This is a genomic window from Pseudoalteromonas sp. A3 (assembly GCF_025942345.1).
GTDB lineage: Bacteria > Pseudomonadota > Gammaproteobacteria > Enterobacterales > Alteromonadaceae > Pseudoalteromonas > Pseudoalteromonas atlantica.
On record NZ_JAPCKL010000004.1, the window covers coordinates 287,478 to 304,737 of the forward strand.

Genomic DNA, 17,260 nt, shown 5'->3' on the forward strand with positions numbered 1-17,260 from the left:
TAAGTCCTAATTACTGTTCATTGCGCGTGGTGATTCTGATGCCACCATGAGGTAAACGAATTATTTTAATAGAGTTATCATCAGAGGGAAGTTCCACCTCTGGCTCAGGCGTAGCTTGTTGCACTTGCTCATCAGGCTCAGCTTCATTTTCGGTGGTTTGTTGTACTAAGCCATACTTAGAAAGCGCAATAACAACTTTACGATTCTCTGCTCGACCTGCTGCGGTGTCGTTATCGGCAAAAGGTGAGTATTGCCCATACCCCTCGATTGCCATTCTAGCTGGGTTAATTCCTAACGCTTCTAATTCAACTAAAATAGAGGTCGCACGTGCAACTGACAACTCCCAGTTAGAGCGAAACATTTCATTGCGAATACTTTCGTTATCTGTGTAACCTCTTACCCTTATGTAGTTATCTACTGGGGCAATAATATCTTTTACAATTTTTACGACTTGCTTAGCTCGCGCATGGGCCACAGAGCTACCACTTGAGAACAGCATTCCTGAACTTAGCTCAATAATAAGCCAATCTTGGTTGAGCTCTAAACTGGCTTCTCCATCACGAATTTCATCAATAAGTGCTGAATGTAATTTAGTTAACAAACTATCGAGTGGTTTACCTAAATGCTTTTGTTTTATATTGCTGGTATCACTATGTCCATCTAGCAGCTCTGGGCCAGACTCCTGTTTTTGAATGCTCTCACCGTACAATAACTCTTGCTCTGGGGTAACACGGTCAGTAAGTAGCCCTTCGCCAGTAACGCCCTCACCTTGTTGCGATTGCTGCCTTGCTGATTTGTCAAAAACCTGTTCTAGGGAGTCTGAGAGGATTTGAAAACTTTCTTCTTTATTTATGGCAATGGCATACATAACCACAAAAAAGGCAAACATAATGGTCATATAATCAGCATAAGAGACTAACCAACGTTCTGTATGTTGATTTTTTTCAGCTGATTGACGTAAGCGCCGGCGTAACATAAAAGTTACTCTACCACGACATTAGGGCGCTCTGTGCGATAAGCTTCAAGCTTTAATTCTATGTTAATAGGACTTTCGCCAAGGCTTATAGCAATCACCCCTTCGGCCATCATTTCATGGTAAAGCATTTTTTGCTCCACTCGCTGCTTAAGCTTATTGGCCATAGGTAAAAATAATAAGTTAGCTAAACCCACCCCATATATTGTTGCAATAAATGCGGTGGCGACCCCTGCACCTAGCTTTTGAGGGTCGGTAATAAATGACATTGCTTGAATAAGACCAAGTACAGCCCCTAAAATACCTATAGTTGGGCTATATCCGCCCATGGCTTCGTACACTCTACTTGCTTCAAGTAAGCGGTCTCGTTCAAGCATTAAATCTATTTCTAAGGTGTCGCGTAGCTTTTGCTCCGAACACCCATCTACTAGTAAGCTAAGCCCTTTTGCTGCATAAGGATCTGGGTGACTAAGTGCCTCTTTTTCAAGCGCTAAGTACCCTTCCTGGCGAGCTTTATGCGACCACGTTTTAATTTGCTCTATGGCTTGCTCAATATTGTACTGGGGTGAAAAAAACACCCAATGGCTCATGCTTAGCGTTTTTTTAAAGGTGCTTGTCGCCGTTTGCAACATAACAGCCCCTAAGGTGCCGCCAAGTACAATAATAAGTGCAGGGCCATTAAATAACGCCGTGACAACGCCACCCTCTAAAGAGTAACCAATCGCTATAGCGCCCAGCGCAATGATTAACCCTAAAACAGAGAGCTTATCCACAACCAGTCTCTCTTTTTATTCTTGCTGCTACGTCGTTTAACGCTAAATGCTCAGAGGCAAGCCCAGCGTTAGCAATAGCTTGAGGCATACCGTATACCACACAGCTTTTTTCATCTTGCGCCCAAATTGTTGCGCCAGATTGCTTAAGCATTCGCGCGCCATCACGTCCATCAGCGCCCATGCCGGTTAAAACAATAGCAAGTACGTCTCCTTGGTAGCTTTTAGCAACACTTGCAAAAGTAACATCAACGCTTGGTTTGTAGCTTATTCGTTCACTATTATCTTCAAATACACGCAACGTTTTGTTACCACTTCGCCCCTCCACCATCATTTGCTGTCCACCAGGTGCTAAGTAGGCTGTGCCGGCTTCTAGCCTGTCACCTTGTTGCGCTTCTTTAACGCGTATTTTGCAAAGGCTATTCAAACGTGCCGCAAACGCAGGCGTAAATGCCGCCGGCATGTGCTGAATTAACAAAATAGGGTGTGCAAAGTTAGCAGGTAATTGGGTTAATATAGTTTGTAAAGCAACTGGCCCGCCAGTTGAAGTGCCAATAGCCACTATTTGATAGTGTTTACCGCTGGCACGCGTGGGCATACTGGGTGTAGTTGTTGTCTGCACTGGGGCAGCACGGTGAAAGCTTCTATCAGGTTGTTTAAGCGAAGAGCTTGTTGTGGCAAGTTTGCTTGCAGATGGAGCAGTAGTCTTACTTGATGTTAATGGCCTAACAGGGCGTGGAGCACGCCTGCGACCAATTTCCTTCACTTTGGCTTGCAATAACTTGATTGCATCTTCGTTATTTCGTGCAATGTCTTCAAACTTTTTCGGTAAAAAGTCCATAGCTCCGGCATCAAGTGCATCTAAAGTTGCGGTTGCACCGTCGCGGGTTAATGAAGAAAACATAAGTATTGGCGTTGGGTTACTCGCCATAATTTCTTTTACTGCGCTAATACCATCAAGCACAGGCATTTCTACATCCATGGTGATCATATCTGGACGTAACTGCGCTGTTTTTTCTACGGCTTCTCTACCGTTAACAGCAAAACCTATTACTTCGATACCGCTGTCTTGTTCAAGGATTTCGCTTACTCGACGGCGAAAAAAACTGGAATCGTCAACAACTAAAACTTTTACGGCCATTGCGCTCTCTTATTAAATTTATGTGTAGGCATACACAGGTATGCCTACATTTTATCCTGCGTAATGCTTAAGCATATTAGGTACATCCAGAATCAGCGCAATACCACCGTCAGATGTAATTGTTGCACCAGCCATTCCTGGCGTACCTTGTAATAACGCATCAAGAGGCTTAATAACAACTTCTTCTTGGCCAATTAATGAATCAACCACAAAGCCAACTTGCTGAGTACCTATTTGTACAATTACCACATGACCTTGCGCTTTTCGCTGAGAACAATCAGCACCTTTAACTAGCCAATGCTCTAAGTAAAATAGCGGTATCGCTTTTTTACGAACAATAATTGTAAGCTGACCATCTACAACATTGGTTTTGGTTAAATCTAAGTGGAATATTTCACTCACACCAGCAAGTGGTAACGCAAACGTTTGCTCACCAACAATGACCATCAGCGTAGGTAAAATAGCCAGTGTTAATGGTACTTTTATTTCTAAAATAGTCCCTACGCCCAACTCTGACTGTATACTCACAGAGCCATTAAGCTGCGTAATTTTAGTTTTTACTACATCCATGCCTACGCCACGGCCAGAAATATCAGATATCTCTTCTTTGGTCGAAAAGCCTGGTGCAAATATTAAGTTATACGCTTCTGTATCTGATAAGCGACTTGCCTGATCATGGTCAATAACGCCTTTACTGATCGCTATTTTTTTCAGTTTTTCCGCATCCATACCTGCACCATCATCTTTAATGGTTAACAAAATATGGTCGCCTTCTTGCGAAGCCGATAATGTAACGTTACCGGTTCTAGGCTTACCCGCAGCTTCACGCGCTGCTGGCATTTCAATTCCGTGGTCAACTGAGTTTCGTACTAAATGCACCAACGGATCGGCCAGTGCCTCAACTAAGTTTTTATCTAAATCGGTTTCTTCACCTACAAGCTGTAAATCAATTTCTTTATTTAAGCTACGGGCTAAGTCACGTACTACGCGAGGGAATCGGCCAAACACTTTTTTGATAGGCTGCATTCGCGTTTGCATTACTGCACCTTGAATATCAGCAGTGACCACATCAAGATTTGATATCGCCTTACCCATCGCTTCACTGTCTGTATTGGTCGCTAAACTAACCAACCTATTTCGTACTAATACCAACTCGCCAACCATATTCATTATTTGGTCTAAACGCTTTGTATCAACACGTACTGTGGTTTCAGCAGGTGGAGGCGTAGCTTTTTTAGGTGCAGCGCTACTCGCTGGTTTTTCAGCCACTTTAGGTGTAGGCGCAGCGGCTTTAGCCGCCGGAGCTTGTTTTGCTGCAGGTGCTGGCGTAGGCTTTTCTGGCGTAGGTTTTGCTGGCGTTTGTGCTACAGGTGCAGCCTTAGGTGGCTGCGGTGCAGGTGTGTCAGCTTCTTTTGATTCTGGTGCGGCGCCTTTACCATGCAGTTCATCAAGCAGTGCTTCAAATTCATCATCGCTGATTTCATCATCACCGCTATCATTTGCAACAGCCGCTGGTGGTGCTGTGTGTTTTACTTCTGGCTCACTGCTTGAAGTATCTCCTGCAACAGGACCAAAACTACCTACACCGTGTAATTCATCTAATAAACTGTCAAATTCATCATCGGTAATATCTGAACTTGAATCTGGCTCTGCACTTGCACTTGGTTGCGACACCGGGCTTTGGCCTTTGCCGTGTAGCTCATCGAGTAAGCTTTCAAATTCATCTTCTGTAATTTCGTCAATTTGCGTGCTATCTGCTGAAGGGCTTGAACCTGCCACATCAAATAGTTCATCAAATGCAAATGGGTCTTCATCATCTGTTGCGCTAACGGGAGCTGCGGGTTCTTGTTCAACAACGTCGGGGGCTGTTTCAGTAAGCTCATCATCCGTAGGCGGTTGGCCAAGTTTATGAAGGGTTTCTAATAATTGAGGGTCTGCTGGGTCTGGCTGTTCGCGGTTTTGAATAGTGGCAAACATTTCATTAATGGTATCTAGTGCTTGTAAAATCACATCCATTAATTCTGAATTAACAGTTCTAACCCCTTGGCGTAAGAGATCAAATACGTTTTCAGCACCATGACAGGCATCAACAAGCTCAGTCATAGCTAAAAAGCCTGCTCCCCCTTTTACGGTATGAAAGCCCCTAAAAATAGCATTTAGTAACTCAGTATCTTCTGGGTTATTTTCTAGCTCAACTAACTGTTCAGATAAAAGCTCTAGGATTTCTCCAGCCTCTACAAGAAAGTCTTGTAAAATATCTTCATCGACTTCAAAGCTCATGCAGTTACTCTCCTCTTAGAAGCCCAAACTTGATAATAGGTCATCGACCTCGTCTTGGTCAGATACAACATCATTTCGCGACTCTTTATCAATAATAGGGCCTTCAGGACCTGCTAATGTTTGTGCGGCAACCAGTTCTTCTGTTTCTTGTTGTTCTTTACTTTCAGCAATGCTGTCATCTTGTGCAGCAAATGCTGTTAAAAGGTGGATTAAACTTTCTTCTACTTCTCTGACTAATTCAATTACACGGCGGATAACCTGGCCGGTTAAATCTTGAAAATCCTGCGCCATTAGTACATTAGTCATTAAAGTTTGCAACTCATCGGTTTTATGATGAGAGCTGTTCATAAACTTGTCGATGCTGTGGCATAAGGTTTTAAACTCGCCCAGCTCTATTTCGCGGTTCATAAGCCTATCCCAAGTAGGCTTAATATGTGCAATTTCATCTGCTAGCTGCTGCGCAATAGGGAGGCTTGCTTCGACCGCATCCATTGTCTTATTAGCTGCATTTTCTGTCATTTCCATGACATAGTTTAAGCGCTTTTTCGCATCCGGTATTGCATCAGTGGTTAAATCGGTTAAACGCGTATCAAGTTCAAAGCTTTTAAGGGCTTCGTGTAATTGGCGTGTTAACTTACCTACTTCAGCAAAAAGCTGCGATTGTTCTTGAGAGGCAGTATCTAAAATTAATTGATCTGCTTTATCTTGCTCACCGTTTTCTAAAAAAACGACGAGCTGACGAGCTTGTTCTAAAGTAATTTGAGGCGCAGCTGGTGCTGACATAAGCCTCTCCTCTCATTAACCTAAGCGTTCAAACACTTTTTCTAATTTAGTTTTCAAAGTACCAGCAGTAAATGGCTTAACAATGTAGCCATTAACACCTGCTTGCGCTGCCGCTATTATTTGTTCTTTTTTAGCTTCTGCCGTCACCATTAAAACCGGAATATGTTTTAATTTTTCATCAGCTCTAATGGCTCTTAGCAAGTCAATACCCTGCATGCCTGGCATGTTCCAATCGGTTACAACAAAGTCAAAAACCTGATTTTGCAACATAGGTAATGCTGTAGAACCATCGTCAGCTTCTTGAACATTCGTGAACCCTAGGTCACGCAACAGATTTTTTATAATACGTCTCATTGTAGAGAAATCATCAACAACAAGAATTTTCATGTTTTTATCCAAAACATCCTCCGGTGAGGTCTTAACCTATAATTTACTTACTACTAGTTTATCCAGTCATTGATTTTTGCTTTGAGCTTAATCATCGCCTGACCATGTATCTGACTTACACGCGATTCACTTACATCGAGTATATGCCCAATTTCTTTTAAATTCATTTCATCGTTGTAATACAAAGAAAGCACCATTGCATCTCGCTCTGGTAAAGACTTTATTGCCTCTAACAATGAATTATTAAACCGTTCATTTTTAACATTATTAAATGGTTTGTCTAGCGCTAAATCTTGACCTGCAGGGCTAATAACATCTTCATCTACCCCTAGGTCTTCTATACCAAGCACTTTACTGGAATTAACATCATTTAAAATATGATGGTATTCTTCTAGCGAAATATCAAGTTTTTCAGCTACTTCAGTATCTTTTGGTTCTCTATTTAAGCTATTTTCTAATTCTGTGATGGTTTCGGCTACTAATCGGCTTTTGCGGTGCACCGAACGTGGTGCCCAATCCCCTCTGCGCATTTCATCAAGCATAGCGCCGCGGATACGAATACCAGCAAACGTTTCAAAGCTTGCCCCTTTACTGGCGTCAAAGTTTTTTGAGGCCTCGATAAGGCCAATCATTCCCGATTGGATTAAGTCATCAAGCTGAACGCTAGGAGGAAGACGAGCTATTAAATGGCACGCCACTTTTTTGACAAGCGACGCGTGTTTTTCAACAATCACATTTAAATTTTGTGTTGATTGATATCCCATAGCTCTTTTCACCGATGTTGTCATAATCAGCCGTTTACTAGCTTCTCAATGAAAAACTCTAAATGTCCTGAAGGTTGATTAGGTATAGGCCATTTTACTGCTTTTGTCGCTAATGTTTTAAACGCGACTGCTGCTGGTGAATTAGGGAAAAGATCGACAATTACTTTTTGTTTACGCGTAGATTTACGCATATTTTCATCATATGGAATAGTCGCAACAAGCTCCATAGACACATCTAAAAAGCGGTCTGTTACTTTAGAGAGCTTTGCAAAAAGCTCTTGGCCCTCGCGCATACTGCGCACCATGTTTGCAACAATTTTAAATTTATAAACGCCATGCTCGCGGCTAAGTACTTTAATAAGCGCGTAGGCATCAGTAATAGAGGTCGGCTCGTCGCACACCACCACCATGACATCTTGCGCTGCACGAGAAAAACTCAGTACCATGTCAGAAATACCAGCGGCGGTATCTACAATTAAAATATCAAATTCGGTATTAAGCTCACTAAAGGCACGAATTAGCCCAGCATGCTCAGATGGGGTTAGCTCCACCATACTTTGCGAGCCTGATGTAGCAGGCACGATTTTAATACCGCCTGGGCCTTCAACTAAAATCTCGTCAAGTTCGCACTCGCCAGAAAGGACATGAGATAAGTTTTTTTCAACACGTAGTCCTAGCATTACATCACAATTAGCTAGGCCTAAATCGGCATCTAATACTAATACACGATTACCCTGCTGCCCTAAAGCAATAGCAGTATTTAAAGAGACGTTGGTTTTACCCACTCCTCCTTTACCGCCGGTGACAGCGATAACTTTTACGCCGTTGTTGTTGTTTTGACTCATTTTGCGCAGGCCGCTTGCTTGATCTAATACTGTGTTAATCATACATCCCTACTGTGCTTGGCGCCACTGCTTGGTGCCTTGAATGTTGTGCTTTTGCTCTTTTTAAATACAATTGCTCAGCTTTTTTTACTAGTTTTTCAGCATTTGCAACGCGAATATCTTCTGGTACACGCTGACCATTAGTAAGATACCCTATTGGAAGACGATTTTGAATCGCTATACTAATAATCTCACCTAAACTTAATGATTCATCTAACTTAGTGAAAATACAACCGCTTAGCTGAACCTTTTTAAAATGTCTTACGGTTTCTTGCAGTACATTTATTTGTGCTGTGGCACTTAATACTAAATAACTACGTATATCTACTCGCTGGTTGCGCATTAACGTATTTAATTGCTCTGTAAGGCGTAAATCACGTTGGCTCATACCCGCTGTATCAATTAATACTAGACGCTTATTGCGTAAATGATATAAAACTTCAGCTAATTCATTAGCATCTTTTACTTGTTTAACACCACAACCAATAATACGACCATACGTTGCAAGCTGCTCATACGCACCAATTCTGTATGTATCAGTGGTGATTAGGGCAACTTTGTCGGCGCCATACTTTTGTGCGCCTAATGCGGCAAGTTTAGCTACTGTGGTTGTTTTACCTACACCAGTAGGCCCAACAAGGGCGTACACACCTCCTTGGCGAAGAATTTCGTTATTGGTGGTTTGCATTTGATCTTCAACCATTTGCAATAATGCTTTCCAACCTTGCTGACGCGATACGTCATCTGGAATAAAACACGCCATTTGCTCTGCAACGTCTTTATCTATTCCCATGCCAACTAAACGGTCAATCATGCATGCACGTGTAGGGTCGCGACGTGCCATATCTTGCTGCATTAAACCCGATACTTGGTGTTCTAATAACTGGCGAATTGCGTTCATTTCATCACGCATCGCGCTCATTTGGGCGCTTTCGTTGTTATTAGCTTGACTACGCGGTGCAACCGGCGCATCTAACTCGTCAAAGTCTTGATCTAAGTCATCAAAGCCTAGGCTGTCTGCTTGGGTTTGCATGCGTTTTGGCGCTTCATTTTCGCGTGCAAACATATTTGTCGTACGTGGCTGTGCTGGCTCTTGGTAATGCTCAGACGTATCAATACCTGATTGCGAAAACATAGAGGCTAGCTCAGGAGAGCGAGGGCGTGGCGACTGGCGCTCTAATAAAGCTTGTAAGCTATCTGCTACTTTTGCTTGTGGCTCAGGTTGCGCACGCTTAGGCTCTGGCTTTACAAAGTTATGAGTAGGCTGTTGCACGGCTCTTTGCGGAGCAGGCGCTGCCTGTGGTTGTGCTGCGGCTTTAGGGGCTGCTTTGTCGTAATCTACTGCGGCAACAATTTCTACACCATTAGCGAGTTTTTTGTTCGACATAATAACGGCATCAACACCTAGCTCATCTTTAACTTCTTTCAGTGCGGTGCGCATATCTTTGGCAAAAAAACGTTTAATCTTCATGGTTCAACCCCTGTTAAAATCTTTATTGTTGGCCTACTGAGCTGACAATCTTGATCTGTCTTTCATCTGGTACCTCTTGATAAGACATCACCCTTAAACCCGGTATGGTGTACTTAACAAAACGAGATAACACAGTGCGTAACATTCCTGACGTTAGCAATATTGAAGGTTCTCCGGCCATTTCTTGATTCTGATGCGCTTCGTTTAATGATGTTTGAAGCCGCTCAGCAAGGCTTGGTTCTATTCCGGCACCTTCGTCGCCTGCATTTTGTAATGACTGATGCAACATCTGTTCCAACTCAGGCGCCAAGGTTATGACAGGGATTTCTGATGACATTCCCACAGCGTCTTGAACTATTAAACGGCGCAGCGAAATACGCACTGCAGCTGTTAAAACATCGGCATCTTGGCTACGTGGGCCGTACTCTACAAGGGTTTGAACAATAGAGCGCATATCACGAATAGCCACACCTTCGTTTAATAAATTTTGCAGTACTTTTACAACGGTTGTCAGTGGTAGTACTTCTGGCACTAACCCTTCTACTAAACGCGGATGGCTTTTAGCTAACATATCAAGCAGGTTTTGAACCTCCTCATGCCCAAGCAATAATGCGGCACTGTTAGTTAATAACTGGCTAATGTGGGTGGCTACCACAGTGGCTGAGTCAACCACGGTGTAACCTAGTGATTGTGCTTCGTCTTTTTGATCAGGCTTTATCCATACCGCATCTAAGCCAAATGCAGGGTCTTTGGTTTCAACCCCTTTAATAGGGCCAAATACTTGCCCAGGGTTGATGGCCAGTTCATCGCCATGTTTGAGTTCGCCTTCACCACTTGAAACACCCATCATGGTAATACGGTACGCATTAGGGTCTAACTCTAAGTTATCGCGAATATGTACAGGCGGTACTAAAAAGCCAAGCTCCTGAGATAACTTTTTACGCACCCCTTTAATTCGGTTGAGCAGCTCACCACCTTGAGATTGGTCAACAAGCGGAATAAGCCTGTAGCCAACTTCTAAGCCAATAACGTCAATTTGTTGTACATCGTCCCATCCAAGCTCTTTTTGCTCTTGCTTGTTTGCAACGCCAGTACCGGCAACGGCACCACTTTCAGCCTCTTGGGCTGCTAGAGCAGCGGCTTTTAATTTTTGCTGTTGAGTAAAGTAAGCTAAGTAGCCAAGTAGTGCGCCTAAACTTAAAAAAGCAATATGAGGCATACCCGGAACTAACCCCATAATGATTAAAATACCTGAGGCGATAAATAATGATTTTTCGTTACCTAATTGGGCTTTAAATTGCTCACCCATGTTATGTGATTCGTTTTGGCGAGTAACAACAATAGCAGTACCAATAGAGAGCAGTAATGAAGGAAGCTGCGCCACAAGGCCGTCACCAATGGTAAGTAAAGTATATACTTCCATTGCGCGGCTAAAGCTCAAGTCATGTTGGATCATGCCCACAAATAAGCCGCCAACAATATTAATAATTAATATCACGATACCGGCAATGGCATCGCCTTTTACAAACTTACTCGCCCCATCCATAGAGCCGTAAAAGTCGGCTTCGCGGGTTACTTCACTGCGGCGCTCACGTGCTTGCTCTGCACTAATAAAGCCAGCGTTTAAGTCGGCATCAATCGCCATTTGCTTACCCGGCATAGCGTCTAACGTGAAACGAGCCGATACTTCAGAAATACGCCCAGCACCTTTGGTTATTACTACAAAGTTTATGATGATCAAAATTAAAAACACCACTAAACCTACCGCGTAGTTTCCGCCAATAACCACTGAGCCAAACGCTTCAATTACCTTACCAGCCGCATCGCCCCCGTTGTGACCCTCAAGGAGCACCACGCGTGTACTGGCAACATTTAGGGCTAAACGCATAATTGTAGCGATTAACAATACCGCCGGAAACATACCAAATTCGAGGGGTTTCATGGTGTAAACAGTCACCAGTAAAACAACTAAGGCAAGGGCAATATTAAATGAAAATAATATATCAAGAAGAAATGGCGGCAGCGGTAAAATAACCATACCCAGCGCTGCAAGTACTAGTAGCGGTGTGCCAACACCTTTGGCATACTCTTTTTTATCTTTGTTAAGTTGTTGTAATACCGCTTTAAAATCCATAACTCTACAATTCAATAAATTGACACTAGCCTGAAATTGCAATAACTATTCCAAGTATAGAGCCAGCAATAGATTCATTGAGTATTGATACAAAATTTAAAGCAAGTGAGAGACAAGAGCGAATGGGCTTTATGGTTTGAATTTGCAGCCCCGTGTTGGTATTTAGGCAAGGCGCCTCTTCAAAGTGTGGTTAGCTTACCCTAATCGTATTTAAAATCATCCGGAATAGACAGTTTAGATTTAAGAGGGATGGGGCGCTTTCCGCGGCCTTTTTTAAAGCGTTTAAGCTGAAATACATAGGCTAAAACTTGTGCGACAGCGGTAAATAGCTGATCTGGGATCTGTTGGCCTATTTCGGCGGTATGATAAAGCGCCCGCGTAAGCATAGGAGATTCTACAATCGGTACTTCGTTACCTTTAGCTATTTTACGAATTTGCATAGCCATTTCATCTATCCCTTTGGCAAGTACAATCGGCGCACCTGCTCGCTCAGTATCGTATTTTAGCGCCACAGAATAGTGAGTAGGGTTGGTTACAATTACGTCGGCATCGGGAACATCTTGCATCATTCTTCGCTGCGACATTTGCCTTTGTGTTTGCCTAATGCGCGCTTTAATTTGCGGATCACCCTCTGAGTTTTTGTACTCGTCTTTGATCTCCTGCATGGTCATTTTAAGTTGTTTGTTGTGGTTATAACTCTGATAAGGCGCATCTATTGCGGCAATAATCACCAAAGTGCACGACAATCCTAAAAACATCCACGAGAGTATTTCAAGGGCATGAATTATATTACTAGGTGCGCTTTCAATACTTAAATGCAAAATTTCATCAAAAAAAGTTTGAATCAAAAACACCGCAAAAATAGCCACCAGCGCAAACTTTAATATAGATTTTACAAGCTCTATCGCTGCTTGTGGTCCAAACATGCGTTTAAAGCCCTTCATTGGCGACATTTTACTGGGTTTAGGTGCTGCAGCTTCCCAACTAAAATTAAAGCCGCCGAGTAAGGTATTTCCTATAAATGCTGCAATAACAATAATTAAAACAAACATCGCCATAGGAAACAGCAACGCACTGGCCACCTCACTCCACACCGCAAACATTTTAGTGGTGTCGTAGGTTTCACTGCGATTTAAAGACAGCATCCTGCCCATAATATTGTATAAGCCTTTGCCTATTTCCGGCCCATATAACAGCAACGAAATTGCAGAAAAAATAAGTACGAACATAGTACCTAGTTCTTTTGAGCGTGCTATTTGACCTTTCTTTTTAGCATCTTCGAGCTTTTTGGAGGTGGGTTCTTCTGTTTTTTCTTGTCCTGAATCTTCAGCCATTGCCCCTCCTACACCGTACAGCCAACAAGACTACACATTAGCTCAATCATTTTTAACCACTGAAATTCAAATTGGGTTACAAAATTACCCAAGGTAGCCCAAATAATCATTAAACCGGCAACTAATGTAAACGGAAAACCTATTGAGAAAATGTTTAATTGCGGTGCTGCGCGGGTCATAATACCAAATGAAATATTAATAATGAGCATGGCCGTAAGGGGGGCTAAAGCCAATACCAGTGCAGTGGTAAACATCCAGCTGCCCCACGTTACTATGTCCCAGTAATGATCAACAGCCCACCACTGGCCGTTTATAGGCAACACCGAAAAACTATGCACCACCATTTGAATCATCATTAAATGGCCATTAAAAACAAAAAATAACAAGGTCGCTAAAATTAAGTAAAACTGGCCAACTGCAGGCACGCTCGCACCATTTGAAGGGTCTATAACAGAGGCAAAGCCCAAACCGGTTTGCATTGCCAGTATTTGCCCAGCAAGCACAAAGGTATTTAGCATTAGCGTAGAGGCAAACCCTATCGCAACACCTATCAACATTTGCTGAATAACCACCAGCACCATTTCAAAAGAAAATAAATTAGTAAATGTTGCAGGAGGCAGCGCTGGCACCACTAAAAACGTTACCACTACCGCCAATCCCATTTTAATACGTGTAGGTACGTTTTGTGCGCCTAAGCCCGCCATAATCATGATCATAGAGCTGATGCGAACTAAAGGCAGTAAAAAATCACTTAACCATTGAATAACAACAGAAAAAGGAAATTCCACAATTAGCCTGCAATTTCAGGAATGAGTAACACTAGGCGGGTAAAAAAGTCCATTAGCTCTTGAGTAAGCCAATGCCCACCTACAATAAGTGCCCCAATGGTAATTAATAATCGCGGTAAAAAACTTAGGGTTTGTTCATTAATTGAGGTTGCCGCTTGGAACACCGCCACCACTAAACCAACAAGTAAACCTGGTACCACAATAGCTGATACCAGCTTAATAACTAAAAACAGTGCATCGCTAAGAATATCAACAAAAATTTCTGGTTCCATGTTGTACTCCTAATGTTTAAAAGTGCGAATGTAAAACATGGTTTATGTCCCTAAGCCAAAGCTTTTGGCTAACGTGCCCATTACTAGGCTCCAGCCATCGACCAGTACAAATAACATTATTTTAAAAGGCAAGGACACTATCATGGGCGAGAGCATCATCATACCCATGGCCATTAATACCGAGGCAACCACTAAATCCACAATTAAAAACGGTATAAAAAACATAAACCCAATAATAAACGCGGTTTGTAGTTCACTGGTCACAAATGCAGGTATTAACACAATAAGTGGCGTGGCCTCTGGCGAATCAAGCTGGTCATAACCTGCTATTTTGGCAAACGTTTCTAAGTCTTTTAATCGTACCTGCGAGAGCATAAAGGCCTTCATGGGCTCCTTTGCAAGCTCTAATGCTTGTACCGAAGTAACTTGTTCATTTAAATAGGGTTCTATCGCACGTTCGTTAACTTGCTGATAAATAGGCGCCATAATAAAAATACTTAAAAAAAGCGACATCCCTAATAAAACTTGGTTTGAAGGTGTTGATTGTAAACCAATGGCTTGGCGCAAAATGGCCAGTACAACAATAATACGGGTAAACGAAGTCATCATAATTATGGCGGCAGGAATAAAGCTCAGCGCCGTCATAATTGCCAGTACTTGCAAGGTTACAGAGTAATCTTGCGTCCCGTCGGCATTGGTTGTAATGGTTAGAGCGTCTATGCCCTCTGCACTGCTTGCGGCAGGTACAAATAACACAGCTAAAATAATCAGCAGCCACTTTATCATAGGGTTAATTCTTTTTATTTTGATTCGTTTGCGGGTTTAGTAGTTTGCTAAATCGCTTAGCAAGTTCTGGCAGTTCTTTTTCACTTAACGGCGTGTCTAATTTATGTAAGTAGTTAATACTGTGCGGGGTGACCCCTAATAAATGCTGTGCATTATCTATTTCAACCACCATTAAGCGCTCTCGAGAGCCAAGCGGTAAGCTTCGTACCACTTTAAATTCTTCGCTATTAGCTAAATTTGGGTTAAGTTTTTTAACAAAAAATGCCAGCACTACAATCAGTACTAGCACCGCAACCAACGACAACACCATAGACAAAATGTCGGCCGTAGGTGTTAACGTTTCTGCCTTTGTAAATACTGAGTTTGTTAAAGCAGCAAGGGAGCTCATCGTAATTTTTTGATCCGCTCTACCTGGCTAATAACATCCGTTAAACGAATACCAAATTTATCATTCACTACAACCACTTCGCCATGGGCAATGAGCGTACCATTTACTAATACATCCAGTGGTTCACCGGCTACGCGGTCTAGTTCAACAACAGAGCCTTGGTTTAGCTGCAGTAAGTTACGAATATTTATTTTAGAGCGCCCTACTTCCATAGAAATAGTCACAGGAATATCTAAAATTGTATCGAGTTTACGCTTTTCGTCACCGCTAAGTTCATGTTTAGCATCACTTAGTTCATCAAGCTCTGCTACATGCGCTTCGGCGCTCTCATCACCGCCTTCGGCTTCAGCTAGGGCTGCTGCCCATTCGTCCATTGTGTCTTGATCATCGCTCATACTTTTAACCTTTTAATCAATTACCAGTCTAAGTCTACACCGTCAGAAAGGTGTAAATCATCTTCTAGTTCTGCTAATTCTGCATCTGAATCAATTTTCTTGCCGCCTTTGGTAAATACATGCAGCTCAGATTTAACTGAATCAGGGCGTTTAATTTTTTCACTAATTTGTAGCGCAACGTTATCGCGAGAACGACCCATTTTAGCTCTAAATGTAGGTAACTCCTCAACAAATACCGTAATATGCTCTGGCATTTCTACCGGTATAATATCGCCCGCTTTAAGTTCCATTATTTGTTTAAGAGACAAATCCACCTCAAGAAGTTGAGTCGACATATCCACCTCAACGTCCATAATTTCATCGCGTAAAGCTTTGCTCCAGCGCAAATCGGTGTCTTCTGTATCCGATTGTACACCCGCATCTAATAGCTCTCTAATGGGTTCAAGCATTGAATACGGCAGAGCGATGTGAAAATCGCCGCCACCGCCATCTAATTCAATATGAAAAGAGCTAATAACCACAACCTCAGTAGGGCTCACAATGTTGGCCATTGCTGGGTTTACTTCTGAATCGAGGTATTCAAACGACACGTCCATAACCGGTGCCCATGCTTCTTTGTAATCTTCAAAGATAATTTTTAGTAGCATTTGCACGATTCTACGTTCGGTAGGGGTAAATTCGCGGCCTTCAATTTTGGCATGGTAACGCCCGTCACCACCAAAAAAGTTATCTACCAAAATAAACACTAAACGTGCTTCCATGGTGATAAGGCCAGTGCCTTTTAGCGGTCTAAAACGCACCATATTTAAACTTGTTGGTACAAATAAGGTATGAATGTATTCGCCAAATTTAATCATTTGTACGCCATTAATCGACACCTCTGCGGTGCGGCGCATCATGTTAAATAAGCTTATTCGCATATGACGAGCAAACCGCTCGTTAACAATTTCCAGGGTCGGCATGCGACCACGCACGATCCGATCTTGCGAAGAAAAGTCGTACTGTAATGTACTGCCTTCGCCGTCTTCACCTTCGTGTATATCTTCCTCTTCGACTTCATCAACGCCGTGTAAGAGTGCATCAATTTCGTCTTGGGATAATAAATCGCTCACGCTAGCCCCTTATTGCATCACAAAGCCGGTAAACAATACCCGCTCAATTACTTTAGTGCCTTCAACATCATTCAGCGCAGCTTGCACTTTTTCAAGCGCAGTAAAGCGTAATGTTTCTTTGCCTGCACTGGTGCTGAGCTCATCAGCTGTGGTGGTTGAAAACACGCTTAATAAGGTGCCTTCAATCAGTGGGATGTGCTTTTTAGCGGTTTCTTCATTTACATCGCCACGCACAAGTAATTGCACTTTTATTTGTACAATTCTATCTCTGCTTGACCCAGGTACATTAAACACAAAGGGTCTTGGCATAGCAACATACAAGGCACTGCCCATTTCAGCTGAAGAGCCTGAAGGTGTAGCCGAGTCGCTTTGCGCTGCGGTTGTTGTTTCTTCATCTAATGTTTCAACGGGTGCATCATCGCCCGCCATAAAAAAATAGCCTGCACCACCGCCAACAACAAGCAGTACTGCCACTATGATTATGATCAGCTTTTTTTTGCTTTTACCGGTTTCTTCTATTTCTAAACTTGTTTCTTCGGCCATTGTGATTCCTTTTTTAGCAAAGGTACTTGCTTGTTTTAGTTATTATAATAGCAGT

At 42.6% G+C, this 17,260-nt stretch carries 18 protein-coding genes; all 18 read right to left on the reverse strand.

The window, feature by feature from the left end; all coding sequences use genetic code 11:
* Positions 1 to 10: 10 nt before the first annotated feature.
* Entirely contained in the window at positions 11 to 976 is a 966-nt protein-coding gene (locus tag OIZ54_RS10145; RefSeq protein ID WP_248442840.1) for a flagellar motor protein MotB, read from the reverse strand.
* Between the two features lie 5 nt (positions 977 to 981).
* Complete coding sequence (locus OIZ54_RS10150) at positions 982 to 1,746, reverse strand: flagellar motor protein (protein WP_004588312.1); 765 nt, start codon at positions 1,744 to 1,746, stop codon at positions 982 to 984.
* Positions 1,739 to 2,884: a protein-glutamate methylesterase/protein-glutamine glutaminase gene (locus tag OIZ54_RS10155; protein WP_264390349.1), complete on the reverse strand. Its 1,146-nt coding sequence runs from the start codon at positions 2,882 to 2,884 to the stop codon at positions 1,739 to 1,741. Before OIZ54_RS10155 ends, OIZ54_RS10150 begins: the two co-directional genes overlap by 8 nt.
* 51 nt (positions 2,885 to 2,935) lie before the next feature.
* The gene (locus OIZ54_RS10160) at positions 2,936 to 5,164 is read right to left on the reverse strand and encodes a chemotaxis protein CheA (RefSeq protein ID WP_248442838.1); all 2,229 of its coding nucleotides are present in this window, start codon (positions 5,162 to 5,164) and stop codon (positions 2,936 to 2,938) included.
* Positions 5,165 to 5,179: 15 nt separating this feature from the next.
* A complete protein-coding gene (locus tag OIZ54_RS10165) occupies positions 5,180 to 5,947 on the reverse strand; it encodes a protein phosphatase CheZ (RefSeq protein ID WP_004588309.1) in 768 nt (255 codons plus the stop codon).
* 15 nt (positions 5,948 to 5,962) lie between these two features.
* Positions 5,963 to 6,346: a chemotaxis response regulator CheY gene (gene cheY / locus OIZ54_RS10170; protein WP_004588308.1), complete on the reverse strand. Its 384-nt coding sequence runs from the start codon at positions 6,344 to 6,346 to the stop codon at positions 5,963 to 5,965.
* 41 nt (positions 6,347 to 6,387) lie between these two features.
* On the reverse strand, positions 6,388 to 7,098 hold the full coding sequence (locus tag OIZ54_RS10175) for an RNA polymerase sigma factor FliA (protein ID WP_024032309.1): 711 nt from the start codon (positions 7,096 to 7,098) through the stop codon (positions 6,388 to 6,390).
* Between the two features lie 26 nt (positions 7,099 to 7,124).
* A complete protein-coding gene (locus OIZ54_RS10180; protein ID WP_054983003.1) occupies positions 7,125 to 7,985 on the reverse strand; it encodes a MinD/ParA family protein in 861 nt (286 codons plus the stop codon).
* A complete protein-coding gene (flhF, locus tag OIZ54_RS10185; protein WP_096739259.1) occupies positions 7,978 to 9,453 on the reverse strand; it encodes a flagellar biosynthesis protein FlhF in 1,476 nt (491 codons plus the stop codon). Before flhF ends, OIZ54_RS10180 begins: the two co-directional genes overlap by 8 nt.
* 22 nt (positions 9,454 to 9,475) lie before the next feature.
* Complete coding sequence (gene flhA / locus OIZ54_RS10190; RefSeq protein WP_024032312.1) at positions 9,476 to 11,587, reverse strand: flagellar biosynthesis protein FlhA; 2,112 nt, start codon at positions 11,585 to 11,587, stop codon at positions 9,476 to 9,478.
* Between the two features lie 200 nt (positions 11,588 to 11,787).
* Complete coding sequence (gene flhB / locus OIZ54_RS10195; RefSeq protein ID WP_248442837.1) at positions 11,788 to 12,921, reverse strand: flagellar biosynthesis protein FlhB; 1,134 nt, start codon at positions 12,919 to 12,921, stop codon at positions 11,788 to 11,790.
* 8 nt (positions 12,922 to 12,929) lie between these two features.
* Positions 12,930 to 13,709 carry a flagellar biosynthetic protein FliR gene (gene fliR, locus OIZ54_RS10200; protein ID WP_004588302.1) on the reverse strand — a complete coding sequence of 260 codons (780 nt, stop codon included), beginning with the start codon at positions 13,707 to 13,709 and terminating at the stop codon, positions 12,930 to 12,932.
* A 2-nt stretch (positions 13,710 to 13,711) separates the two neighbouring features.
* Complete coding sequence (fliQ, locus tag OIZ54_RS10205) at positions 13,712 to 13,981, reverse strand: flagellar biosynthesis protein FliQ (RefSeq protein ID WP_004588301.1); 270 nt, start codon at positions 13,979 to 13,981, stop codon at positions 13,712 to 13,714.
* A 42-nt stretch (positions 13,982 to 14,023) separates the two neighbouring features.
* Positions 14,024 to 14,767 (reverse strand): flagellar type III secretion system pore protein FliP, encoded by a 744-nt coding sequence (gene fliP, locus OIZ54_RS10210; RefSeq protein ID WP_024032315.1) that lies wholly within the window; start codon positions 14,765 to 14,767, stop codon positions 14,024 to 14,026.
* 4 nt (positions 14,768 to 14,771) lie between these two features.
* A complete protein-coding gene (gene fliO, locus OIZ54_RS10215) occupies positions 14,772 to 15,155 on the reverse strand; it encodes a flagellar biosynthetic protein FliO (protein ID WP_004588299.1) in 384 nt (127 codons plus the stop codon).
* Entirely contained in the window at positions 15,152 to 15,550 is a 399-nt protein-coding gene (gene fliN / locus OIZ54_RS10220) for a flagellar motor switch protein FliN (protein WP_004588298.1), read from the reverse strand. The genes fliO and fliN overlap by 4 nt, the downstream gene beginning before the upstream one ends.
* Positions 15,551 to 15,570: 20 nt before the next feature.
* Entirely contained in the window at positions 15,571 to 16,662 is a 1,092-nt protein-coding gene (fliM, locus tag OIZ54_RS10225; protein WP_004588297.1) for a flagellar motor switch protein FliM, read from the reverse strand.
* Positions 16,663 to 16,671: 9 nt separating this feature from the next.
* On the reverse strand, positions 16,672 to 17,205 hold the full coding sequence (gene fliL / locus OIZ54_RS10230) for a flagellar basal body-associated protein FliL (protein ID WP_004588296.1): 534 nt from the start codon (positions 17,203 to 17,205) through the stop codon (positions 16,672 to 16,674).
* Positions 17,206 to 17,260: the final 55 nt, after the last annotated feature.